The 25,817-nt window shown below is 64.3% G+C and carries 14 protein-coding genes and 1 pseudogene; 9 read left to right on the top strand and 6 right to left on the bottom strand.

What is annotated here, in order from left to right:
• Positions 1–487: 487 nt before the first annotated feature.
• The 3 genes from LRX75_RS05730 to LRX75_RS05720 all read left to right on the top strand — a co-directional run bounded on the left by LRX75_RS05730 (position 488) and on the right by LRX75_RS05720 (position 2,506).
• The gene (locus LRX75_RS05730) at positions 488–730 is read left to right on the top strand and encodes a hypothetical protein (RefSeq protein ID WP_231812651.1); all 243 of its coding nucleotides are present in this window, start codon (positions 488–490) and stop codon (positions 728–730) included.
• A gap of 161 nt (positions 731–891) precedes the next feature.
• Positions 892–1,359: an RrF2 family transcriptional regulator gene (locus tag LRX75_RS05725; RefSeq protein ID WP_231812648.1), complete on the top strand. Its 468-nt coding sequence runs from the start codon at positions 892–894 to the stop codon at positions 1,357–1,359.
• A gap of 136 nt (positions 1,360–1,495) precedes the next feature.
• A complete protein-coding gene (locus LRX75_RS05720) occupies positions 1,496–2,506 on the top strand; it encodes a KpsF/GutQ family sugar-phosphate isomerase (RefSeq protein WP_113149208.1) in 1,011 nt (336 codons plus the stop codon).
• Here the strand turns inward: LRX75_RS05720 and LRX75_RS05715 are convergent.
• The 6 genes and pseudogenes from LRX75_RS05715 to LRX75_RS05690 form a co-directional block, all read right to left on the bottom strand.
• Positions 2,476–3,811, bottom strand: a pseudogene (locus tag LRX75_RS05715) (capsule biosynthesis protein). The gene LRX75_RS05720 and the pseudogene LRX75_RS05715 overlap by 31 nt on opposite strands.
• A gap of 6 nt (positions 3,812–3,817) precedes the next feature.
• Positions 3,818–5,422, bottom strand: coding sequence for an LTA synthase family protein (locus LRX75_RS05710; protein WP_231812646.1), 1,605 nt, complete (start codon positions 5,420–5,422; stop codon positions 3,818–3,820).
• Positions 5,423–5,505: 83 nt separating this feature from the next.
• Positions 5,506–6,309: an SDR family oxidoreductase gene (locus LRX75_RS05705; protein ID WP_231812644.1), complete on the bottom strand. Its 804-nt coding sequence runs from the start codon at positions 6,307–6,309 to the stop codon at positions 5,506–5,508.
• Positions 6,310–6,361: 52 nt separating this feature from the next.
• Entirely contained in the window at positions 6,362–7,774 is a 1,413-nt protein-coding gene (locus tag LRX75_RS05700) for an aminotransferase class I/II-fold pyridoxal phosphate-dependent enzyme (protein WP_231812642.1), read from the bottom strand.
• On the bottom strand, positions 7,771–15,303 hold the full coding sequence (locus LRX75_RS05695; protein WP_231812640.1) for a type I polyketide synthase: 7,533 nt from the start codon (positions 15,301–15,303) through the stop codon (positions 7,771–7,773). Before LRX75_RS05695 ends, LRX75_RS05700 begins: the two co-directional genes overlap by 4 nt.
• 546 nt (positions 15,304–15,849) lie before the next feature.
• Entirely contained in the window at positions 15,850–17,751 is a 1,902-nt protein-coding gene (locus tag LRX75_RS05690; RefSeq protein WP_113149203.1) for a potassium transporter Kup, read from the bottom strand.
• A gap of 276 nt (positions 17,752–18,027) precedes the next feature.
• Here LRX75_RS05690 and LRX75_RS05685 point away from each other — a divergent pair, with 276 nt between their 5' ends.
• The 6 genes from LRX75_RS05685 (at position 18,028) to nirB (ending at position 25,814) form a co-directional block, all read left to right on the top strand.
• On the top strand, positions 18,028–18,615 hold the full coding sequence (locus LRX75_RS05685) for an ANTAR domain-containing response regulator (RefSeq protein WP_113149202.1): 588 nt from the start codon (positions 18,028–18,030) through the stop codon (positions 18,613–18,615).
• 43 nt (positions 18,616–18,658) lie between these two features.
• Entirely contained in the window at positions 18,659–19,951 is a 1,293-nt protein-coding gene (locus LRX75_RS05680; RefSeq protein WP_231812638.1) for a CmpA/NrtA family ABC transporter substrate-binding protein, read from the top strand.
• A gap of 345 nt (positions 19,952–20,296) precedes the next feature.
• Positions 20,297–21,589 carry a CmpA/NrtA family ABC transporter substrate-binding protein gene (locus tag LRX75_RS05675; protein ID WP_231812625.1) on the top strand — a complete coding sequence of 431 codons (1,293 nt, stop codon included), beginning with the start codon at positions 20,297–20,299 and terminating at the stop codon, positions 21,587–21,589.
• A gap of 61 nt (positions 21,590–21,650) precedes the next feature.
• Entirely contained in the window at positions 21,651–22,541 is an 891-nt protein-coding gene (gene ntrB / locus LRX75_RS05670; protein WP_231812623.1) for a nitrate ABC transporter permease, read from the top strand.
• Positions 22,542–22,555: 14 nt separating this feature from the next.
• On the top strand, positions 22,556–23,353 hold the full coding sequence (locus LRX75_RS05665; protein WP_231812621.1) for an ABC transporter ATP-binding protein: 798 nt from the start codon (positions 22,556–22,558) through the stop codon (positions 23,351–23,353).
• 13 nt (positions 23,354–23,366) lie between these two features.
• Positions 23,367–25,814 (top strand): nitrite reductase large subunit NirB, encoded by a 2,448-nt coding sequence (gene nirB, locus LRX75_RS05660; protein WP_231812619.1) that lies wholly within the window; start codon positions 23,367–23,369, stop codon positions 25,812–25,814.
• Positions 25,815–25,817: the final 3 nt, after the last annotated feature.

Raw genomic sequence — 25,817 nt, 5'->3', positions numbered from 1 at the left:
AATGTCATGAAAATTTCACGCGGCGGTCTAAAGGACCGCCCTTTTTTCGTGCGAAGAACACCCTAGATCTGTCGTGCCGTGACGACGTTTCGGCGCATGTCTTCGAATCGGCATAATTTTCCGAATAATGGCGAAATGCGGAATGAGACTTTCAATATAGGCGCTCTATAGAGATTTTTTGGAATGAGATTGCGCCATGAATGATTTTGTAATTGACTTCGGATATAGACTGCGCTAGTTTCAGATCATCCGCAGAGACCAAGGTCGGCGGGATGTTCCAGAAACCCGCTTGGCGGGTCGAGCCAGAGGAGAAGGCATGTTCGACATTGACCGCACTGCTTCCATCCGCGGCTCGCGTTCCCTGTGTCGTAAAGCAGTGGCAGACCGGTGGATGTGTTCGCTTTCGCGAATGTGACCCCGGATAAAACCATCGAGATTTGCGAAACTGACAGACACTCCCGCCTCTGGCGCGGAAGGAGCGTTCACTATGGAAAAGAACACCATCAACGCGAATGCGACCGCCAACCGGCAGGTCATCGAAATCAACGGAGAAGCTGTCGGCGTGGTCGTTCCCGATGCTGGCACGCTGAAGTTCGTCGCCGTGAAGTACCATGTCTGGGAACTCGACGCGCAGCGCTTCGCCACGGCCGATGCCGCACGCCACGCGGTCGTCGCCCATCTCGCCGGTACCCGCGGACAGCCCGGGCGTCTGGCGGACATGGCAGCCTAAGGCGGGCTGTCGCTCTCGCAATCCGTATTTGTGCTGCTTTTCCGGTAAAAACCTTGCTCCGGGGTGCAGCGGCTATGTCTGAAATGCGCCAAACGTGATAGTGTGGCGCGGCAGCACGCCTGAATTGTCGGGCGTAGGGCTTCTCAGGACGAGCACGCGGAATGTTGACGAAAAAGGGTAAGTACGGATTGAAGGCGCTGGTGGATCTGGCGCATCTGGATCCGGGTGAAACGGCGTTCATCACCGAGATTGCGACCCGCAACAACATTCCGAAGAAGTTTCTCGACGCCATCCTGCTCGAATTGCGCAATGCCGGCTTCCTGAAGTCCAAGAAGGGCCCGGGCGGCGGCTATTCGCTGTCGCGCCCTGCGGCGCAGATCCGCATCGGGCAGGTGGTCCGCACGCTCGATGGTCCGCTGGCACCGATCCGCTGTGCCAGCCGCACGGCTTACGAGGTCTGCGACGATTGCAACGATCCCGAAACATGCGAAGTTCGCCGCTCGATGACCATTGTTCGCGACGCGATGGCCGATATTCTGGATTCGATGACGCTCGAGGATTTCATCGCCAATCCCGAGAAGCACCGCGTGGCGCTGCCTGACGACACGGCGGTCCAGCGCGTCAGCTAAACACGCCGCCAATCCCACGCGTCGAGACCTCGATGCCATCAAAGTGCTCCGGCGGCGACTTCGTTCGTTCATGTTTACGCGTTGATCTTTCCCCGCGCAGGGAGTAACCCGCGTTCAGATTGCCGGGAGAGACACAATGAGCCTTAGATCGATCGATGCCAGCCTGACCGGGGACAGTGCGATTCTCGATTCCATCGGGCGCTCGCTTGCCACCACCGTCGATGGTGCCAATGCGCTCGCCACCAGCTTTGCCAATGACGCGGTGTTCGCCCGCAATCTGGCCGATGCCGTGACGCTGATCGGCGAGCGCAACGGGCGCGTCGTCGTCTCCGGCGTGGGCAAGAGCGGCCATATCGGACGCAAGATCGCGGCCACCATGGCGTCCACGGGAACATCGGCCTATTTCGTGCATCCGACGGAAGCCAGCCATGGCGATCTCGGCATGATCACGTCGGACGATCTGCTCATCCTGCTGTCGTGGTCGGGCGAAACGGTGGAGCTCGGCAACATGCTGACCTACGCCCAGCGCTTCAAGGTGCCGGTGATCTCGCTGACCTCGAACCGCGACAGCCTGCTGGCCCGTCATTCCACCGTGCCGATCGTCCTTCCTAAGGTCGTAGAGGCCTGCCCGCATGGGCTCGCGCCAACCACCTCGGCGCTCCTGCAGCTGGCCGTCGGCGATGCACTCGCGATCGCGCTGCTGGAGCGCCGCGGCTTTTCGGCCGAGGATTTCAAGACCTTCCACCCCGGCGGCAAGCTCGGCGCGCAGCTTCTCCTCGTCGGCGAACTCGGCCATCGCGGCGAGGCCATGCCGCTCCTGCCGCTCGGCGCGCAGATGGGGCAGGCCCTGATCGAGATGTCCTCCAAGGGCTTCGGCGTCGTCGGCGTGGTCGGCAAGGACGGCAAGCTTGCGGGCGTCATCACCGATGGCGACTTGCGCCGGCACATGTCGGACGGTCTCCTGCAACAGACGGTCGAGGCGATCATGTCGGTCAAGCCGCGCGTGATCTCGCCCCAGCTGCTGGCAAGCGCTGCCATGCAGGTCATGCAGGCGAGCAAGGTGACCGTGCTGTTCCTGGTCGATGAGACCGAGACGCCGGTCGGAATCCTGCACATTCACGACCTGCTGCGCGCAGGCGTCGCGTGACGCTTAAGGCCGTGGCCGTTTGATCGCGCGTCTGCGCGGCGGCGGATCGATGAAGGCATCGGGCTGGTTGACATTGCGCGCCAGAAGACGGGCCGCGATCGCCTCCGCACCGGCATCCGTCCCGGCTTGCGAATAGAAATTGCCGCGAACCTGAATGGCGGCCGCGACGAGCCGGAAGAAGGCCGTGCAGACAGCCGCATCGGGCAGGCGCGGCGCGTGCCAGAAGCCGTCGAGCGGCTGTTGATCCGTCAGCCTGTCGATATCGAACATCGCGACCCCAAGCACCTTGACCGGCTTGCGCTGTTGCAGCGCATGCAGGCCGACGGTGGAATTGACGGTCACGATGCCGGCGCTGAGGCCGATCAGCGCGGCGAGATCCCCGCCATCGAGAAACGAAACGCGCGAACCGAGCCCGAGCGAAGCAGCACCGCGCGCGATCGTTCCGGCCCAGTCGACAAGGCCGTTGTCGAGCGGATGGATCTTCACCACGAGCCGCGCGTCGGGTGCCGCAAAGCGCGAGAACGACGTCAGGACCTCGTCGATCGCCTGCTGCTGGTCGTGGTAGGGCGAATGCGCCCGAAGCTGGAAATCCGTCTGCAGCTGTAGCGGAAAGACAAACAGGGGCCCATGGCCCGCTTGAAGAGCCGAGATCGTCGCCTGCGCTTGCCGGGCGCGCCGCTTCTCCTGCACGAGTCTGAGGACCCAGCCGCCATACTCCACCAGCGGATGGTAAAGCGCGTGGCGGCGGTAATGCGGGTAGAGGAACCAGAGGAACGCGTTGGGCAGATTGTAGAGAAGGTCGTAGGCGGCCTCCGCCAGAAACGTCTGCGAATATCGCCGCGTCCAGTCGGGCTCGGGCAGATCGCGGGCGGCCCGCAGGATATGGTCGGGATCATCCGGAAAGTGCGAATTGGTGGACATGCCGTCGCGCTCGAGCGTCAGCCAGTCCGGTCGCAGATATCCCATCTCGATCACGTAGATGTCGATCGACATTCGCTTTGCAGCCGCCGTCGCCACCCGGTGGTAGGGGCGCTCCTCGCCCAAAAGGACGAGATCGGTCACGCCGTGGCGCGTGAGAAAATCGGCGATCCAGCCGGCCCATGTCTCCGCTCGGCCCCGAAACGCGTATCCGCCGCGCCGGCGCCAGAAGATCCGGTCGCCGATATTCAGGTTCACCCGCAGGCAGAGATGCCCCTCAGCGTCCAGCCGGTCGGCGATCTTCATGAAGAGCGGCGACGAGGGGCCTTCGAGAAACAGAAACACCCGCTGCGCGCTGCCGGATGCATGCGTGCCGCCAAGGGTCATCGCCGCCTAGTCCAGCTCGTCCTTGTGAAGGTTCGCATGCTTCAGCATGGCCTTCAGCAGGTTCCAGGGCTCTTCGTTGCGCGGGAAGACGGGCCCCTGCTGCAGCGTGCGGGCGGCGGCCAGCGGCGTGATGAAATAGTCGGTGCGCGGGTCCGGAAAAGGGTCGGCGAAGGATTTCAGCAGCGGCGCATGGTCGCCGTAGAACACGAGCCAGACCGGCCGGTCGAGCTTGTTCAGGTGATCGACCAGCTGGCCGAGCGCCCTGTCCGACTGCTGCAGGATTTCCAGATAGATGCTGACGGGATCGCTGTAGCCGGGAACGCGCCCGGGCTCCCACGGGCCGTGATTGGCCATGGAGGCGACGAAGATGAAGCTGCCCTTGTCGTCCTTCTGCTTGTCCACCGCCTCGATCACCTTGCGCGTTAGCGCGGTGTCGGAAACGTAAGGCCCGTCGCGCGCCGGATCGTGGTCGAACGCATCCAGCATCGTCATCTCTTCGAAGCCGAGCAGCGGCATCGCCTTGTGACGCAGGAAGAACGTGCGGTCGTAGGGGTGGATGAAGTGCGTCCGCCAGCCTGCCTTCTTGAGTTTCGTCGGCCACACCACATCGGTGTAGTGCCGCGCCCGGAGATAGGGGTAGCTGGCATCCACATGAATATCGTCGGGCTGCAGCCCGCTCAGCACGGCGAATTCGGTGCGCAGCGTGTACCCACCTTCGAACACCGTCGCGATGCGTCCCCACTGCGTGGAGAGCTTCTGCAACCGGTCGATGGTCGGAAGGCGAATGGAGTTTACGCCGTAATGGCGCATGTCGAGGAAGGACTCAGACTGCCAGACGACGACCAGCGGCGCCTTGTTCTCCGCATCATGCCCGATCAGGTCGTTGACGGCGGCGAAGAAGGCGCCGGACAGCTCGTTGACGATCTTCTCCCGGCGGACGCCGAGCCAGATGATGAAGTGGAAGACGACGGAGGAGAAGGTGCCGAAACGGACGGTGCTGACCTTGGCGTCCGGCTTGCCGACGAGCCGCTGCACGAGGTCGGCCGTCGGCGTGTTGACCGGGCCCCAGAAGAGCGAGATCCAGGGCAGGGCGGCGGCGATGACCATCAGCACGATGTAGAACGGCTCGGCATGGTTCGGGAGCACGTTCGGCTCGAAATACATATAGAGGCCGGACACGCCGAACACATAGCCGAAGGCGACGAACCAGAAGACGATGTTCAGGGAGTTCGCATAGAAGATCGACTTGTACTTGAAGACGTCCGCCACCAGCGCGATGTCGGAAAACACCAAGGGTTCGCGGATGAACCGGAACTTTGCGCGCGAGATCGCGGTGAAGATGATGAAGAAGCTCATGCAACCAGCGGCACCATACAGCGGGCGCCAGGAGATGGCGAAGAAGAACGCATAGATGATACCAACGACCGGCATGCGGGCGATGCCGTCGCGCAGGGCGTGCCACACGGTCCTGTTTGCCGGCATGTTGCGGCGACGCTCGCGCGCGGGCAGCGCGAACCTGTCGGTAAACCACGCAACGAGGAACGAGAGCGTGAAGCAGACGAGGATCAACGAGACCGGATGATCGTGAAGCTGGAGCGATGTCGACGGCAAACGAAACCCTTCAATATCGCGGCGTGAGCGGTGTCACGTCGCGACCGAGTTCTAGAGACAATCCCGACGGGTGACAAGCGTTGTCACGGTTCCGTTACTCTGTGCAGGCGGCGAATCTGTCGGTCGAAGTACCGGTCGATCAGGGGACGAACGAGCGGCGCGAGCCTTCCGAGTGCGAGCAGCGTCAGCCCGAAATAGACATCGAAGCGTCCGCGATCGAGCGCTCGAACGAGACGGGTTGCCACGTGCTCCGCGCTCCAGGGTTTTACCTGACCCATGATCACCTCGGCTTCCGCTGGACGGGCCGCGCGCTCCCGCTCCAGTTGTGGCGTCTGGGTGTCGGGCGGGAAGCAGATGGAGATCGTGACGCCCTTCGGCCTTGCTTCCGATCGCAAGGCCTCGGCAAAACCGCGAAGCGCGAATTTCGACGCACAGTAGGCGGCATATCCCGGAATGCCGATCAGCCCCGCGCCGGAGGAGACAAGCATGATACGCCCCTGTCCGCGCGCGCACATCCGTGCATAGACGGCGCGGACCGCATGTACGGAGCCGGACAGGTTGATGGCGATCTGCCGGTCGAAATCGGCCGGCGCCTGCGCGTCGAACGGAGAGGGCGTCACGATGCCGGCCGAGCAGATCAGGATGTCGCAGGGACCGGCCGCAGCCTCGCAGGCCCGGATGGCCGCCCCCACGGCCTCCGCATCCGCGACATCGGCCGTGGCAATGTGAACGCGTCCGTCGCGCGCTTCGTCCAGCGCGATCCGTGCGGCCTCGAGCGCCGCCGCGCCGCGCGCGATCAGAGAAACGCGATAGCCGCGACGCACGTAAATCCGTGCCACGGCAAGGCCGATACCGCTCGATCCCCCGGTGATGACGACATGGGTCATGCCGCGCCCATCCCTCTGGAGGCGCGCGTCACCGAAGGCCGTCGCGCCGGTTTCACCGGGCCGCCATCAGTTTCATCATCTGCTGGATGTCGATGGAGGCCAGCCCGAAATTGCGGTCGGTGAGGTCTTTGAGCTTCTCCGCCGTCAGCATCACCGTCTTGCGGATCTGCTCTTCGGTATGCTCGCTGGTGATGAAGAAGCGGAGGCGCGCAAGCCCTTCGGGCACGGCAGGGTGAATGATCGGCAGCGCGTTGATGCCGGCCGTCAGAAGGTCGTTGGAGAGCTGCACCGCCCGCAGGCTGTCGCCGACGAGAACCGGAACGACGGAAAAACCGGCGCTGAGCCCGGTGTCGAGACCGGCTTCCTGCGCGAGCTTCAGGAACAGCGTCCCGTTGCGCCGGAGGGCTGCAGCCCGCTCCGGCTCGTTCTCCAGAATGTCGAGGCTGCCGATGGCCGCGGCCGTCAGCGCCGGTGCGAGCCCGACGCTATAGACGAACCCGCCCGCCGTCGCCTTGAGGACGGAGGCCAGTGCCGCATTGCCGGCGATGTAACCGCCGCAGCTCGCCGTCGTCTTCGACAGCGTGCCCATCCAGATATCGACCTCTTTCGGGTCGATGCCGTAATGCTCGAACGTGCCGCGACCCCGACGGCCGAGGATGCCGAGCGAGTGCGCCTCGTCCACCATCAGCCAGAAGCCGTATTCCGCCTTGAGCTTGAGGATGGCCGGCAGGTTCGCCACGTCGCCATCCATCGAATAGATACCTTCGACGATCACGAGGATACGGCGATAGTCGCCGGACACCGTCCGCAGCACGGTTTCGAGGTCGTGGGCGTCGTTGTGCTTGAACAGGCGACGCGTTGCGCCCGACAGCTTGATACCGGCAAGGGCGCTGTTGTGGATGAACTCGTCGTGGACGACGAGGTCCTTCGGGCCGAGCAGGCAGCTGATCGCCGCGACATTTGTCAGGTAACCACTGACGAAGCAAACCGCAGCATCCACGCCGTAAAAGCGGGCGATCCGCTCTTCCAACTCGCCATGCACCGGTCGCTCGCCGGCCACGAGGCGGCTGGCCGAAGCCGAGATCCCATAGGTGCCGATGGCGTCGTTCGCCTTGCCCAGCACATGCGGATGACGGTTGAGCCCGAGATAGTCGTAGGACGCGAAGTTGATCAGCTCGCGTCCGTTGATGACGGTCGTCGCGCCGGCCGCCGTCGCATGCGCCCGATAGAAGGGATTGTCGATGCCGAGCTGGGCGCTTGCCGCCTCCTGCGTCTGCACCTGCTTGTACTCCGGCAGGTCCTCGAACCGCATCTGCGTCCGGCGGACCGCGGTGGGAACCTCGCGTTCGGAGCGGGCCATCCGGTTGCGCTCGGACGATTGGTGCGTGTTGCGCATCCGGTCGAGCAGGTTCTCCCGGATGCTGCTGTTCATCTTCGATGCGGCAGGTTGCCGGTCGTCGCTCATTGGCTTGCAGCTTTCTCCGGAGACGTCGCCTTATGGCGCTGGGTCAGTTCGCTCAGGATCTTGTCTTCCGTCGGCGGCTCCTCCTCGTCGCTTCCCTGGTCGCGCTTGCTGACCTTTTCGTACAGCTTGTGCGCAACGTCCCCGACGGTCGTATTGTCGGCGACGCCCGAGAGCGGCATATCGAAGCCCGTATTCTGCTGGAAGCTGATGCCGAGTTCCACGGCCATCAGACTGTCCAGCCCGATTTCCTTCAAGACCTTGTTCCGGGAGATCGTATCCTTGGAAACCCGCAGAATTGCGGCGATTTCGTTGGCCACAAGCTCATAAAGCAGGTCTTCGCCCTCCTGCGGCGATTTGCCCTCGATCATGGCGACCAGATCGAGCGTGCTGCCGTCGCTGCTGCCGGTATGCTGGTCGGCGGTGCGCATCACCACCGAAAACAGCGGCTGGCGAACGACCGGCAGATTGCGCGCCGCCGTCCAGTCGAACTCGGCAACCATGGCGGTCGCCGCATTCACCGTGCCAGGGTCGGCGACGATATAGGCTTCCACCTGGTCGAGGGCCGCCTGGGCCTTCAGCGCCGTCTTGCCGATGCGCTTGGACAGGATGTCGTTGACATCGGTATTCTGCGCCAGATAGCCGGTGTCGGAGATCGCGCCGAAGCCGATGGCGAGACCTTTCAGCCCCGCTGCCCGCCGCGCCCGCGCCAGTCCCTCGAGATAGCCGTTGGCCGCGACGTAGTTGCCCTGACCGGGATTGCCGACCAGCGTCGTCGCCGACGAGAACAGGAGGAAGAGGTCGAGATCGTCCTTGCGCGTCAGGCTGTCGAGAACGGCGGCACCCTTCGCCTTGGTATCGATAACGGGTCGGTTGCGCGCCCGGTCGAGATTGGAGATCAGCGCATCGTCGAGCACCATTGCGGCATGGACGATACCCTTCAGCGGGGCCTCGCGCCGCAGCGTTGCAAGCAGCGCGGCTGTCGAATCGACATCGGTGATATCGCAGGCGTGGACGCTGGCAACGATGCCCTTGGCTTCCCAGCGCTGGATTGCATCCAGCGTGTCGGCACCGGCCACACCGCGGCGGGTGGTGAGCGCGATCCGGCGGGCACCCTTTTCCACGAGCCAGTTGGCCGCAGCAAGGCCGAACCCGCCGATGCCGCCGACCACCAGATACACGCCATCCTCGGAGACCGCCATCCGTGCGCCGGCCGCTGCCGAAACGGAGTCCCGTCCGGCAACCGGCGGAAGCACGACGATCTTGCCGATATGCCCGGCATTCTGCATCAGGCGGAAAGCGTTGCCGATCTCGTCATGCGCGAAGGCCCGATAGGGCAGCGGCACGAACTTGCCCTCTTCGAACAGCTGCCCGACTTCGGCGAAGATCCGCTTGGTCAGGTCCGGCTGGTTGACGAGCAACTGGTCGGCGTCGATGCCGAAATAGCTGATGTTGCGGCGGAACGGCCGGAGCCCGATCTTGCTATCGGCAAAGTAGTCGCGCTTGCCGAGCTCCAGGAACCGGCCGAAGGGTTTGACCAGCGACAGGCTCTGCTCCATCGCCTCGGCGAAAAGCGAGTTGAGGACGAGATCGACACCTTCGCCATGGGTCACGGCGCGGATGTCCTCCACGAAGGACAGCGACCGTGAATCGAAGACGTGGTCGGCGCCCAGCATCGTCAGAAAGTGGCGCTTCTCGCGGGTGCCGGCGGTGGCGATCACCTTGGCACCGGCGTGCTTTGCCACCTGCAGCGCGGCCAGGCCGACACCGCCGGCTGCGCCGTGGATGAGGATGGTCTCGCCGGCGCGGATGCGGCCGAGTTCGATCATCGCATAATAGGCCGTGAGGAAGGCGACCGGAACCGTCGCGGCGGCAACCGGGCTGACCGTTTCCGGCAGCCTTGCGATGCCGGCGCGCGCGACGACGGCATGCGTCGAGAAGGCGGCCGAAGCCATGGCCATGACGGGATCGCCGATGGCGAGATCCGTGATCTCGCTGCCGAGCGCGACCACGTGGCCGGAAAGCTCCATGCCGATTGTCGCACCGGCAAAACCGTCCTCGAGTGCTTCTTCGGGAAGAAGGCCCATGGCCCACATCACGTCCCGGAAGTTAAGACCGGTGGCGGCGACCTCGACGACGACATCCGTCGGGCCGGGTTCCGGCAGGCTGGTGGCCTCCCATGCGATGCTGCCGACCTGCGAGGCCACCCGCTGGCGGATGGTGGCTGCCGCGAAGGACTGCGTCTGGCGAAGCGTGCCTTCGACCGGGCCGGGAACCGCACGGATTTCCTGCGCATGACCATCGACCACCGCCCATTCGCGATTCTCGTGCTGGCTTTCGATGAGTGCTGCGGCGAGGCCCAGGGCTGTCTCGACCTCGGAGGGCGTCGCGGCGGGCGCATCGATCGCATGGAGATCGAGCAGCTCGTATTCGTTCTGCAGCACGCGGCAGAAGGTCCAGACGCCGCTGTTCAGTGCCGATGTCGCAGAGACCGGCGATCCGCCCGGGGCAACCAGTGCCAGGCGCGGACGCTCGTCGCCCGTCGGTTCGCGATCGGCATGATGCGCGCGCACGGCCTCGCCAAAGGCGCTGAGCGACAGGACGAGGGTCTGCAGGTGCTCGGAATCCGCGAGCGTGTCGGCCGACGGCACGGGCGACAGGTAGACCGCCCGGATGGCGCGACCCTGAAGCGCCTTGAACGCTTCGAGAAGCTGCCCCTTGTCGGTCTCCTCACCGGTGAGCGCCACGGGCACGATCGCACAGTCGGAGAGGGAGGACGGCAGAGCGGCGGTCGCGGACGCTGTCCCGAGCACGAGGATGGGGTGGTGCGAGACCGGTGCGGTGCCATCCTGCGCATGGGCGTCGAGCGCGGACCGGCCGGCGCGCGCCTCCAGGGCGATCAGCGCGCCATAGGCCCCTTCGCGATCGTCGATGACGATGTCGGACAGCCTCAGGTCGGCAAGACATTTTTCCCACTGCGACGCTGTCGCAAACCGGCCGATCGGGAACTCCGGCGACTGGCTCCGGGCAAACCATCCATCTGTCAGCCCGTAGGCGAAATCGCTGAACACGGTCGGCGCCGTCGTCACGGCGATGAAGGCGCCGCCAGGGCGCAGGGCGTGACCGAGAACGCCGCGCAGGGTGGGATCTTCGTCCACCAGGGCAAACAGCATCTCGGACGCGCTGACGACGATATCGACCGTCTTGACGGAGGCGAAGGCGTCCTTCTTGAGGACAGACACCCGCGCATCGTCCTCGAAGGCGATTTCGAGATTGCGCTGCGCATTGTCGCGCGGCTCGATCACGGCAAGGCTTGCACTGTGGCGCACGGCAAGAGCCGCAAGGCGCCGGGTGAAGCTCGCAGAGACCGTACCGAGTTCGATGACGCGAAGGCCGGTCTCAGCTGACGACAGGGCCTGTTCGAGTGCCGCGTAGACCATGTCGGTGCGCTGGCGGGTGGCCAGCGCGTGGACGGCCTGATGATCGAGCGTCGCCTCGCTGATGAAGCTCATCGTCTGAACGACGGCGTCCTCGCCGCTCTGGCCGGACAGTTCTGCGGCATAGAGCGCCGACAGGCGATCCAGCGCCTCCGTATAGGCGTCGTTGATGAGCACGGCCTCGACGGCACGCGCGGCATTTTCGGCGTAGAGTTCTTTTAGGATTTCGCTGACCGGAGGCAGCGCGAAGTCGGCCGCCACCGTCCAGCGATTGTCCGCATGTTCGGCCAGGCCTGCATCTTCCAGCACGACGAGGCAGTTGCTGAGGAAGCAGCGGAAGCCGACATCGCCGGGCAGAAGCCGCATGTCCACCTGGTTGCCGCCGCGCGCGAGCTTCAGCGCGATCTCGTGGCAGGCGCGATAGATGGCAGCGTTGAAGAGAAGCGTCGTGTTGTCGATCCCTTCGCCGCCATCCGCCGGCAGAAGGATAGCCGGCAGAGGCTTCGGCTGCGCAGGCCGCAGCGCCGCAAGCGTCTCCGAGGGCACGGCCTCGTAATGGTAGGACAGCATGTCCAGCGTCTTGTGCTGGCGCAGGTAGGTCCGGCGGAAGCGGCAGTCGTCGAACGCGGCGACGAGCTTGCCGTCTTCCCCGTAGAAACGGAACTTCGCCTTGATCGAGTTTGCGCTGACCCGCTCGACCTCGGCGATGGCCCGCTTGATCACCTGGCCCGAGGCGGCCAGCCGCACCGAACCGAAACGAACGGGAATATAGGGTGCGCCGCCGGCTTCGCCGGTAAACCGGCCGAACAGCGCCACCATGCCGTGGAACGTCGCATCGACGGAGATCGGATTGAGGCTGTAGGACACGAAGGGGTGCCCCGCTTCGGACGGCGTCTTCAGCTCGACATCGATGAACCGGTCGCCGATCGCGACGGCCTTGGACATCAGCTGGAAGCGTGGACCGTAATCCAGCCCGAACTGCCGCGCCGTCTCGTAGGCTTTCGCCGCAAGAACGGTTTCCGTCTTCTCCAGACCCTTGAAGTCGGGCCGGATGTGGTCGTTGCGTGCGATCGGCTTGCGGCAGCGGGCGACCGCATGCACCGCCCAGTCGTCTTCGGTCAGGCGCTCGCGCGAGCGGATCTCGATGTCGCCGGTCTCCGGGGACAGAATCGTCGAGAGCTCCATGATCCTGGTATCGCCGAGTTCCAGCGGCCGCACGATTTCGAGATTGGTGATCTCGACCTCGCTGCTGCCATAGAACTGCTGGGCGGCCGAGATCGCGATCTCGATGAAGCCGCTGCCCGGAAGGATGGGCTTTCCGTCGACGACGTGTTCGGCCAGATCCGGGAAGAGGTGCCCGTCGATATGGTTCTTCCAGCTGCCGCCGTTCAGGTCGGCGCGCCAGCCGGCAAGCGTATAGGGCACGCGGGAGCCGCGGCCGAAAAGATCGGCGCTGTCGCTGGTCACCGCGGGACGAAGTTCGGTTGGCTCGAAGGGCAGAAGCGGCAGGCGCACGGAGGCATTCCGCTTGCCGAAGAGGCGCGCCGTATGGAAGTCGGCGCCATGCGCGATGGCGCGGGCCATGGCGCGCGACACCGGGTCGATCCCCTTGGCTGCAGCATCCTTCAACAAGGTGGGAACCACGATGCCCGGCGCGGCGGCCGCCTTGATCGTTTCCTTCACGTAGGATGACAGGATCGGGCGGGGCGACACCTCGAGGAACAGTGTGCAGCCGAGCGCGATGGCCGCTTCCGTCGCGGCCTGGAAGCGAACCGGCTCGCGCACGTTCTTCCACCAGTAGTCGACGTCCAGTTGAGACCCGTCGAGGCGCTCGCCGGTGACGGTCGAGAGATAGGCGATCTCGGTGGTGCGTGGCGCCAGGTCGGGGATATCGCCCATGAAGGCCTTCTTGGCCTGGTCGATGATCGGGTGGTGGAACGGGTAGTTGATATCGAGGATCTGGACCGGGATCTTCGCCTTTCGGGCGGCATCGCGGAACGCGGTCACCTCGGCCACGGGGCCGGAAATCGTCACGGAGTTGCGCGCGTTGATGGCGGCGACGCAGACATTGGCGATGCCGTGCTTCTCCGCGAAGGCCTGTGCGGCCTCGTCGCCGAGCATGACGGCGGCCATGGTGCCCTTGCCGGCCAGAAGGTCCTGATGCAGCGAGCGCTTGGCGACGATCGCCACGGCATCGACCAGCGACAGGGCGCCGGCCGCGTAGGCTGCAGCGATCTCGCCGACGGAATGGCCGAAGACGGCCGTCGGCTTGATGCCCATCGCGACCAGAGAGTCCGACAGGGCTGCCTGCACCGCAAAGAGCAGCGGCTGGGCGATCTTGGTATCGGCCAGCTTCTGGGCGAGATCCGGATCGGTGAGGAGCGCTGCCAGATCAAGGTCCGCGTGGAACTTGAAGAGGGCGCTGATCGAGGTGAAGCACTGGCGGAAATGCAGGTTCTCGCGGAAGGCGTCCGCACCCATGCCGGCCCATTGCGAGCCGTTTCCGGAAAACACGAAGGCGACCTTCGCGTCCCGCGTCACGGCTTCGCCGGTCTCGCCCAGATCGGATGCGGGAACGTCGATATGGCTCGAAATGGCGCGGATGATGTCTTCGGGATTCTCGCTGCGGACCGCGAAGCGGTGGCGCATGGCCGTGCGATTGGCACCGGAGGCCGCGATGATCGCACGGGCTTCCTCGCGGGAGGCCTTGGCGAAAGACGACTTGTAGGCGCGCAGAAGCTCTTCGAGGCTGCTCGCCGTGTGGGCGCTCGCCATGAACATATGACCGGCGGTCGTGTTGCGCTGGCGGTCTTCGGAGACGGGTTCGGGATCGGAAATCACGACATGCGCATTGGCGCCGCCGAAGCCGAAGGAGTTGATGCCGGCGAGGCGCGCGCGTTTGCCGCGCAGAAGCTCGATCGGGTTTGCCGTCACGCGCACGTTCAGGCCGTCGAAGTCGATGTTCTCGTTCGGCGTGTCGAAGTGCAGCGATGCCGGGAGATAATTGTTCTCGAGCGCCATGACGGCCTTCAGCATGCCGAAGAGGCCGGAGGCAGGCTCGGTGTGCCCGATATTCGACTTGATGGAGCCGATCGGAACCGGCGCGCGCCGGTTGGTGCCGATGACCGTGCCGATCGACCAGACTTCCGCGGGGTCGCCGACCTTCGTGCCGGTCCCGTGGCCTTCGACGAAGGCGACCTGGTTGGCGTCGATATTGTTGCCGTCGTAGATCGACCGCAGCAAAGCTGCCTGGGACTCGCGCGACGGCAGCGAGATGCCGTTGGTGCGGCCGGCCGAGTTCGTGCCCGTCGCGACGATGCGCGCGTAGCTGCGGTCCTTTTCCTGCCGGGCCCTGTCGGAGCGACGCAGCACGAAGACGACGCCGCCTTCGGCCCGCACATAACCGGCGCCGTCATTGTCATAGGCGCGGCACAGGCCTTCGGGCGACAGCATGCGCGCCTGCGCAAAACCGACGAAGGGCAGGGGATGGGCAAGAATGTTGATGCCGCCGACGATGGCGGTGTCGATCTCTCCGGCATTCAGCGCCCGCATCGCCTGATCGAGTGCGACGATGGAGGACGAACAGGCCGTATCGATGGTCATGGAGGGGCCGCTGAGCCCGAAGATATGCGAGATCCGGTTGGAAATGACCGACAGCGTATTGCCGGTCATGAAGTAGGGGCCGGCCGCCGCCGGGTCTTCGACCGTCAGGTTTGCATGGTCGAGGCTCGATGCGCCGACATAGACGCCGACATTCTCGCCCTGAAGCGAGGTCAGCGAGATGTTGGCGTCTTCGATCGCGCGCCACGCCAGCTGCAGGAGAACGCGCTGCTGCGGATCCATATACATGGCTTCGCGCTGCGACATGCCGAAGGCGGCAGGGTCGAACCCGTAAATGTCGTCGATCACCCCGGCGGCAAACGAATAGGTCTTGCCGGGGTTGCCCATTTCGGGATGCCAGAAGCGAGCAAGGTCCCACCGATCCGATGGAATCTGCGTTACCGCACATTTGCCCTGCCGCAGAAGCCGGAAAAGCGCTTGAGGCGAATCAGCTCCCGGAGCGACGCAGGCGCGCCCTATGATTTCTGCTGTCATCTTTTATCGAACGCTCTGAACTGTCTGCAGTGTGACTTGCTGATTGCACTTGGGTCCCGAAAAATCAATCAGAACTTCTCTTGGGTGGCAGTCCCCGATCGGGGACACGGTCAAAATGGGTCTATCTATATGATATATAACTAAAACAGAGGGTATTGATATAAACGTGTAGGCTTTCAACTTTACGGCGCAACAACCAGCGCCTTACCGAGTACAGCAACAAGTGGGCTCGTTTGTCGAGCGATTCATTTCTTTTTCTGCGGGTCATAAAGGAGAGAGACCTTCCGTGCATGAATGGAGGCTGAATGTCCTTAAAACCGGCGATGGATGACCCGAAAATGTGCAGGTTTTGAGGCCTGCTGCCCGACGCCAAATGGCACCGAACCCGTGCCGTGCGCTTCGCAATGCTGACCCAGGCCACGTCCGCGCGAGGCGGTGGTTACCAGAACACGCCTCGCAACGCCATAGGAGGAAGGCCTTCGTACGGTCGACGATGTCCTGCGGAATTGCGGATGGAGCGCGGATCGCGGCACGCCTGTACGGCGATCAGATCGTCACCTGTTCGCCGAGCTCCACCACCCGGTTGGCCGGCAGGCGGAAGTAGTCGGAAGGGTCGATGCCGATGCCGGCGAGCGCGATGTAGAGGCGATCCTGCCACTTGGGCAGGCCGGAGTTCGGGTCGCTGATCAGGTTGCGCCGTCCGACATAAAACGACGTCTGCATGATCTCGAACTTGAAGCCGGCCTTCTTGCAGAGACCCAGCGCCTTGGACACGTTCTGGTCGTCCATGAATCCGAATGTGATCTGGAGACGGAGGAAGCGATCGGAAATCCGGACGAGTTCGATGCGCGACGCAGGCGGCACATAGGGCGTGTCGGCGGTGCGCACGGTCAGGATGACGTTCTGCTCGTGGAGGACATGGTTGTGCTTGATATTGTGCAGCAGCACGGCAGGCGTCTTGTCGGGCACGCTGGTGAGAAACACCGCCGTGCCGGGAACCGCGACCGGGGCGTGATCGGATTTCTTCTCGATCGACCGGATGAAGGTTTCGAGCGGGATGTCGTTGCGCGCGGTCTTTTCGCGCAGGATCATGGAGCCCTTCCGCCATGTCCACATGATCACCATGATGGTGGCCGCCAGCAGAACCGGCACCCAGCCGCCGTCATGGATCTTGAGAAGGTTGGCGGCGAGGAAGACCGTTTCCAGAAGCAGCAGCGGCAAAAGCACGGCACCGGCGGCGACGGCACTCCATTTCCACACCGAGCGCAGGAACTGGAAGGCCATGAGCGTCGTCACCACCATCGCGCCGGTGACCGAGATGCCATAGGCGGTCGCCAGCGACTCCGAGTCCCCAAAGGTGAAGATGAGCACGAGCACGCCGACGAAAAGCAGCGTGTTGACGGCCGGCACGTAGATCTGCCCCGTATTCGTCTCGGAGGTGAAGGTGATCTGCAGGCGCGGGAGGAAGCCGAGATGGACCGCCTGGCGTGCCAGCGAGAAGGCGCCCGTGATGACCGCCTGGCTGGCGATGATGGTGGCGGCCGTCGCCAGAAGCACGACCGGCAGCAGCGCCCAGTCGGGATACATCAGATAGAACGGGTTTTCCGCCGCTTCCGGATGTGCCAGCACGAAGGCGCCCTGGCCGAGATAGTTGAGCGCCAGCGACGGGAAGACGAGGATGAACCACGCGACCTGGATCGGCTTGCGGCCGAAATGGCCGAGATCGGCATAGAGCGCTTCCGCCCCCGTGACGGTGAGGAACACGGCGCCGAGCACGATGAGCCCGACGAAGCCGGCATGGGTGATGAACCAGACGGCGTTGACCGGATTGAGCGCTTCGAGGATCGTGTAGTCGTCGCCGATGTGCAGGATGCCGCCCCAGGCCATGGCGAGAAACCAGAGAACGGTGATCGGCCCGAAGAAATTGGAGACCGCGGCGGTGCCGCGCGACTGGACGGCGAAGAGGCCGACCATCATGGCGGCCGAGATCGGCAGGACGTAGCCGCTGAGCGCCGGTGTCACGAGCTTCAACCCCTCGACGGCCGACATGACCGACAGCGCCGGCGTGATCATGGCATCCCCGATGAACAGGGCGGCGCCGATGATGCCGGCGAAGAACAGGACCGGCATGTAACGCCCGGTCTTCTTCATCAGGAGGGCGAGAAGCGACAGCGTGCCGCCTTCGCCGTCATTGTCGGCCCGCAGGAGAAAGAGGACGTATTTGAAGGTGACGATGATCGTCAGCGTCCAGACCATCAGCGAAATGAGGCCGATGACCTCGTTGTGGCTGATGCCGTCATGCGAGAAAGGGCGGAGCGCTTCGCGAAAGGCATAGAGCGGGCTGGTCCCGATGTCGCCATAGACGACGCCGATGGATCCCATGAGCAGGACGAGAAACTTCTTCGTGCCTGCGGTGTCCTGCTGGGCAGGGCCGGCGGATGCGGTCATGGAATGTCAGACTTTCCTTCACGTCTCGCACCGGGCAAGACACGTTGCGTGCGCGAAACAGCTTGCGCGAGACGATCCGTCTTCAGGCAGGCGCCACGCGCCGCCGGTCACGGCGCCTGCGAGCCCGGGCGGACACCGTATCCCGGCCGTTTCGAACACACCGTTACAATCATTGTCCGGTCGCGAGCAAGCCCGAAGACGCGCCGCCCGTCGCCCTCGCGAAATCTTGCCGCGGCAGCGCTTGCGCATTCTGTTGCGCTGCACAAGAATAGGCGCATGCGCAACGCCGATCTTACGATCCTCGTCATCGATGAAAATGCCATACGCTCCTCGATCATCGAGGAGGGTCTGCGCGAGGCCGGGCATCTCAAGGTCACGGTGATCCACGAGGTCAACGGCGTCGCCCGCATCATCGAGACGCTGAAGCCGGACGTCATCATCATCGACCTGGAGAACCCGAACCGGGACATGATGGAACATCTGTTCCAGCTGACCCGCACCGTCAGCCGTCCGATCGCCATGTTCGTCGATCGTTCGGATACGGCCTCCATCGAGGCGGCCGTCGATGCCGGCGTTTCCGCCTATATCGTCGATGGCCTGCGCAAGGAGCGGGTGAAGCCGATCCTCGACATGGCCGTGAGCCGCTTCAACGCCTTCTCGAGGCTGCAGCGGGAACTGGCGGAAGCGAGATCCGCGCTCGAGGAGCGTAAGGTCGTGGAGCGGGCCAAGGGCATCATGATGAAGTTGCGCGGTCTTTCCGAGGAGGAGGCGTTCACCCTGTTGCGGCAGACCGCCATGAACGAAAAAAAGAAGATCGCCGATATCGCGCAGAGCGTCGTGACGGCGGCGGGTCTGCTCACATGATCGCCGCGTTCCGCCGCTATTCCGTCGATTGGAGAATACGCCCATGACGTCAACGCTGATCTCCCCCGGCGCAGCGTCGGCGGTTCCTGGCGCGGCGCTTGCGGCGCCCGCACGTGGCGCAAGGAGCGAGGGTGCGCGCGTCCTCAGGGCCGGCTTCATTCCGCTCGTCGATGCCTCCGTGCTGATTGCAGCGGCAGAGTTCGGTTTCGCGGCCCGCGAGGGGCTGGCGCTCGACCTCGTGCGCGACGTCTCCTGGGCCAATGTGCGCGACCGCTTGGCCTTCCGCCAGTTCGACATCGCCCATATGCTCTCGCCGATGCCCGTTGCCTCGATGCTTGGGCTCGGCTCCAACCCGTCGCCGACGATCACCCCGTTTTCGCTGGGCCGCGGCGGCAATGCCATCACGCTTTCGACCCGGCTCTTTGCCCGTATGCGCGATGCCGGCGCGCCGGAGGGCGCCGATGCCCTTGCGCATGCGCGGGTGCTCCGCCGCGTTCTCGACGGGATGCGGGACGCCGGCGAGGCGCCGCCGACCTTCGGCATGACCTATCCGTTCTCCTCCCACAATTACGAGTTCCGCTACTGGCTCGCCGCCGGCGGCATCGACCCCGACCTCGACGTCAAGCTGGTCGTCGTTCCCCCGCCGCTGACCTCCGATGCGCTGGCCGCCGGCGCCATCGATGGCTTCTGCGTTGGCGCGCCGTGGAACATGGTGGCATCGGAACGGGGCGTCGGCCGCATCGTCGCCGCCAAACAGGACATCTGGCCGTCGGCACCCGAGAAGGTCATCGGCATGCGGCCGGACTGGGCGGAGAGCCATCCGGAGACCGTCTCCCGTCTTTTGGTGGCGCTCGATGCGGCCGCCCGCTGGTGCGACCGGGGCGAAAACCACGACGACCTCGCGACGCTTCTGGCGCAGCCGAACTACATCGCCGCCCCGGTCGATATCATCCGCCGGGTGCTGGCCGGCGAGTTCAGCCTCGACGACACGGGCGAGCGCCGCGTGATCCCGGACTACTTCTCGTTCCATGCCGGCTTTGCGAACTATCCCCGGCCGAGCCATGCGCTCTGGACCTACAGCCAGATGCTGCGCTGGGGGCAGGCCGACTGGTCGCCGGCACTGGCGGAAAAGGCCGTGTCGGCCTACCGGCCCGATCTCTACCGCGCCGCCTTGGGCGCGGGCCCCGCCGATGCAGATCTGCGGGCGGAAGGCACCTCCTTCGGCGATCGCTTCATGGATGGCTTCACCTTCGATCCGCACGCGATCCCGGATTATGTCGCCGCCTTTCCCGTCCGCTACGAGCAGGCCGCGGGCTCCCTCGGCGACGAAGCCTGATCCCGCACATGCTGTTTTGCGATGCACGATTTTCGCTGCATCGCGAGCATGTGGCTAGAAGATAAGCAATGGCAGAATTGGTTATCTTTCGAGCACGAAGATGATTTCCGATTTGAAACAACCGGTTGGCCGCATTTCGCGCATCTGGCACGGCTCTTGCTTTTAAGAAATTGCTCAGTCAACGGCGATTGAAGCGAAAGAGCGCAAGACGCGCTCACCCAATGACACCGACGTCGCAAGGTTTTTGCTCCGGAGCTTCAGGCTCCTTGAGATGCATTTTCCGAGCGGCGTTTTTTTGTGCCGAAATTCCAAGCTTCCGCCCGTTTCACCAGAGGATATCTTCCGATGACCCGTATCTCGACCCCGTCCCTGAGCCGCCGCTCGATCCTCAAGACCACGGCCGCCGCCGCCCTCCTCACCGCCGTGAAGGCCGCCTTCCCCGGTGGCGCCTTCGCGCAAGGGGCAGGGCCGGAGACCACCAAGGCGACCCTCGGCTTCATCGCGCTGACGGACAGCTCGCCGCTGATCATCGCCAAGGAGAAGGGCTTCTTCGACAAGCACGGCATGACCGAGGTGAATGTCGTCAAGCAGGCATCCTGGGGCACGACGCGCGACAATCTGGTGCTCGGCTCGGCCGGCAACGGCATCGACGGCGCGCATATCCTGACCCCCATGCCCTACCTCATCTCGGCCGGCAAGGTTACCCAGAACAACCAGCCGCTGCCCATGTCGATCCTCGCCCGGCTGAACCTCGATGCCCAGGCGATCTCGGTCGGCTCGGCCTATGCGGATCTGAAGGTCGGCATCGACTCCGGCGTGCTGAAGGAGGCTTTCGCCAAGAAGAAGGCCGAGGGCACGGCCGCCAAGGTGGCCATGACCTTCCCCGGCGGCACGCATGATCTGTGGATTCGCTACTGGCTGGCCGCCGGCGGCATCGACCCGGACACGGATGTCGAAACCATCGTCGTTCCCCCGCCGCAGATGGTCGCCAACATGAAGGTCGGCACCATGGACTGTTTCTGCGTCGGCGAGCCGTGGAATGCGCAGCTCGTCAATCAGGGCATCGGCTACACCGCGGTCAACACGGCCGAGATCTGGGACAAGCACCCGGAAAAATCCTTCGCGATGCGCAGCGACTGGGTCGAGGCCAACCCGAATGCGGCCAAGGCGCTCACCATGGCCATCATGGAAGCCCAGCAGTGGTGCGACGACATGGCCAACAAGGAAGAGCTGGCCGCCATCATCGGCAAGCGCGCCTGGTTCAACGTGCCGGCCAAGGACATCGTCGGCCGCCTGAAGGGCGAATACGATTACGGCAACGGCAAGGTGGTCGACCAGAGCCCGCACCTCATGAAGTTCTGGGCCGACCACGCCTCCTACCCCTACCAGAGCCACGACGCCTGGTTCCTGACCGAGGACATGCGCTGGGGCAAGTATGCGCCGGACACGGACATCAAGGCGCTGATCTCCAAGGTCAACCGCGAGGACATCTGGCGCGCCGCCGCCAAGGACCTCGGCATCACCGACGTGCCCGCCTCCACATCGCGCGGCGTCGAGACCTTCTTCGACGGCAAGACCTTCGATCCGGCAAATCCGGAAGCCTACCTGCAGAGCCTCTCGATCAAGCGCTTCGCCTGACCGGCCCCGATCGGCCGGCGCCTCGTGCTCCGGCCGCAACCCTCATTCTCAGGAGACCGGCATGTCCGTCACCAATCTGAACACGGCCCCCGCCAAGGCAAAGCCGAGCGCCCAGGTCGTCACCTTCTCCGCGCCGGCCAAGCGTCCGGCCCCCTCGCAGCTCATGCGACGGCTCTCGGCCGTGGCCGGCGATATCGTGCCGCCGCTCGTCACGCTGCTCGTGCTTCTGGTCGCCTGGGAGTTCATCTGTTCCTCCCCGACATCGAGCCTGCCGTCCCCGACGCGTGTGATGGCCGAGAGCTGGGACCTGATCGTCCATCCTTTTTATGTCGGACAGGGCACCGATCAGGGCATGGCCTGGCACATCATGGCCAGCCTCCAGCGCGTGGCCGTCGGCTATGCCATCGCCGCCGTCGTCGGCATCGCCATGGGCGTGCTCGTCGGGCAGAGCCAGTGGGCCATGAAGGGTCTCGACCCGATCTTCCAGATCCTGCGCACCGTGCCGCCGCTGGCCTGGCTGCCGCTGTCGCTCGCTGCCTTCCGGGACGGCAATCCCTCGGCGATCTTCGTCATCTTCATCACCGCGGTCTGGCCGATCATCATCAACACCGCCGTCGGCATCCGCAACATTCCGCAGGACTACCAGAACGTCGCCAAGGTGCTGCGCCTCAACCAGTTCGAATATTTCGCCAAGATCATGCTGCCGGCCGCGGCCCCCTACATCTTCACGGGCCTGCGCATCGGCATCGGCCTCTCCTGGCTCGCCATCGTCGCGGCCGAAATGCTGATCGGCGGCGTCGGCATCGGCTTCTTCATCTGGGATGCGTGGAATTCGTCGCTCATCAGCGACATCATCGTCGCCCTCATCTACGTCGGCGTGGTCGGCTTCTTCCTCGATCGGTTCATCGCATTCATCGGCCGCGCGGTCACCCGCGGCACCGCAACGGCCTGAAGGAGGACGTTCCCATGGCAAAAAGCTATCTCTCCATCGAACTGGTCGACAAGTCGTTCGAGCGCAACGGTCAGGTCTCCGAAGTTCTCAAGCAGGTCTCGCTCGGCGTCGAAAAGGGTGAGTTCATCTCGATCATCGGCCATTCCGGCTGCGGCAAGTCCACGCTGCTCAACCTCGTCGCCGGCCTGACCAGAGTCACCAGCGGCGCGGTCCTGCTCGAGGACAAGGAAGTGTCCGAGCCCGGCCCGGAGCGCGCGGTCGTCTTCCAGAACCACTCGCTTCTTCCCTGGCTCACCGTCTACGAGAACGTGTCGCTCGCCGTCGACAAGGTTTTCTCCCGCAAGAAGTCGAAGGCGGAACGCCACGACTGGGTCATGCGCAATCTCGACCTCGTGCAGATGACGCATGCCAAGGACAAGAAGCCTTCCGAAGTGTCCGGCGGCATGAAGCAGCGCGTGGGCATCGCCCGGGCACTCGCCATGGAGCCGAAGGTGCTGCTGCTCGACGAGCCCTTCGGCGCGCTCGATGCGCTCACCCGCGCCCACCTGCAGGATCAGGTCATGCAGATCCATTCAAAGCTCGGCAACACCGTTCTGATGATCACCCACGACGTGGACGAGGCCGTGCTGCTCTCCGACCGCATCGTCATGATGACCAACGGTCCGGCGGCCCGTATCGGCGAGATCCTCGACGTGCCGATCGCCCGCCCGCGCAACCGCATCGAGCTGGCCACGGACCGCACCTATCTGAAGTGCCGGGAGGCCGTCCTGAAATTCCTCTACGAGCGCCACCGCCTCGTGGAAGCCGCGTGAAGGAGAGGATGACATGAAACAGAAACTGGTCATCATCGGCAACGGCATGGCGCCCGGCCGCATGCTGGAAGAACTCTTCGAACAGGCCCCCGGCCTTTACGACGTCGTGATCTTCAACGCGGAGCCGCGCGTCAACTACGACCGCATCATGCTGTCGCCGGTCCTCTCCGGCGAGAAGCTCTACGAGGACATCGTCATCCATGGCGACGACTGGTATGCCCGCCACGGCGTGACCCTGCACAAGGGTGCGAAGGTCACCGGCATCGACCGCGCCGCCAAGACCGTGACCTCGGCAAACGGCGTCACCGAAAGCTACGACAAGCTGGTCATCGCCACCGGCTCGCTGCCCTTCATCATCCCCGTGCCGGGGCACACGCTGCCGGGCGTGCTGGCCTATCGCGATCTGGACGACGTCGAGAAGATGCTGGATGCCACCCGGCGCGGCGGCCGCGCCATCGTCATCGGGGCCGGCCTGCTCGGGCTGGAGGCCGCCTACGGCCTCAAGCGCCAGGGCATGGATGTCACCGTCATCCACATCATGCCGACGATCATGGAGCGCCAGCTCGATCCGCCGGCGGCCTACCTGCTTGAAAAGGCCCTGAACGATCGCGGCATCGAGATCATCACCAAGGCGAACACCAAGCGCATCGTCGGAGAGGACAAGGTCGAGGGCATCGAGCTCGAGGACGGCCGGGTAATCGAAGGCACCATCGTCGTGATGGCCGTCGGCATCCGCCCGGCAGCCCAGCTTGCCAAGGATGCGGGCGTCGTCACCAATCGCGGCATCGTGGTGGACGACGGCATGATGACGTCGGACGGCTCGATCTATGCGCTCGGCGAATGCGCCGAGCACCGCGGTGTCTGCTATGGTCTCGTCGCACCGCTCTACGAAAGCGCGAAGACGCTGGCCGATCGTCTGATCGGCGGCGCGTCCGAGTATCGCGGCTCCGTCGTCAATACCAAGCTGAAGGTCACCGGTATCAACCTGTTCTCGGCCGGTGACTTCGCCGAAGGCGAGGACCGCGAGGAGATCGTGCTGCGCGACGCCACCGCCGGCGTCTACAAGCGCCTCGTGCTGAAGGACAACCGCATCGTCGGTGCCGTGCTCTACGGCGAGACGGCCGACGGCGCCTGGTTCTTCGACATGATCAAGCGGGGAACCGACATCTCCGAGATGCGCGATACCCTTATTTTCGGCCAGGCCTATCAGGGGGGCAGCCCGCTGGACCCTACGGCGGCCGTTGCAGCCTTGCCGGATGATGCGGAAATCTGCGGCTGCAACGGCGTCTGCAAGAGCAAGATCGTCGGCACGATCACGGCCAAGGGCCTGACATCGCTCGACGACGTGCGCGCCCACACCAAGGCCTCCGCCTCCTGCGGCTCCTGCACCGGCCTCGTCGAGCAGCTGATGGTGCTGACGCTGGGCAACAGCTACAATCCGGCAGCCGTCCAGCCCATGTGCACCTGCACCGAGCTCGGCCATGACGACGTGCGCCGCTTGATCGTCGCCAAGGGGCTGAAGACGATCCCCGCCGTCATGCAGGAACTGGAGTGGAAGACCTCCTGCGGCTGCGCCAAGTGCCGCCCGGCGCTCAACTACTATCTCGTCTGCGACTGGCCGGACGAGTATGCCGACGACTACCAGTCGCGCTTCATCAACGAGCGCGTCCATGCCAACATCCAGAAGGACGGCACCTATTCCGTCGTTCCCCGGATGTGGGGCGGGGTGACCAATGCCGGCGAACTGCGCGCGATCGCCGACGTGGTCGACAAGTTCGAGATCCCCATGGTCAAGGTGACCGGCGGCCAGCGCATCGACCTTCTGGGCATCCACAAGGAAGACCTGCCGGCCGTCTGGGCGGATCTCGGCAAGGCCGGCTTCGTCTCCGGACAGGCCTATGCGAAGGGTCTGCGCACGGTGAAGACCTGCGTCGGCACGGACTGGTGCCGCTTCGGCACGCAGGATTCGACCGGACTCGGAATCCGGCTTGAGAAGTTCATGTGGGGGTCCTGGACGCCGGCAAAGCTGAAGCTGGCTGTCTCCGGCTGTCCGCGCAACTGCGCGGAGGCGACCTGCAAGGACATCGGCGTCATCTGCGTCGACAGCGGCTACGAGATCCACTTCGCAGGCGCTGCCGGCCTCGACATCAAGGGCACGGAAGTGCTGGGTCTCGTCGCCACGGAAGACGACGCCCTCGAACACATCGTGGCGCTGGCGCAGATGTACCGCGAGCAGGGCCGCTACCTCGAGCGCATCTACAAATGGGCAAAGCGCGTCGGACTGGACGAAATCCGCCGCCAGATCATGGGCGATGCGGAAAAACGCAAGGGTTATTTCGACCGCTTCGTCTTCTCCCAGACATTCGCACAGGTCGATCCCTGGTCGGAGCGCGTCTCCGGCAAGGACAAGCACGAGTTCAAGCCCATGGCCGTCGTCGGCATGGCGGAAGCGGCGGAGTGAGAA

The organism is Rhizobium quercicola (genome assembly GCF_021168455.1).
Classification (GTDB): domain Bacteria; phylum Pseudomonadota; class Alphaproteobacteria; order Rhizobiales; family Rhizobiaceae; genus Ferranicluibacter; species Ferranicluibacter quercicola.
This window is presented reverse-complemented; position numbering and strand designations above follow the sequence as displayed.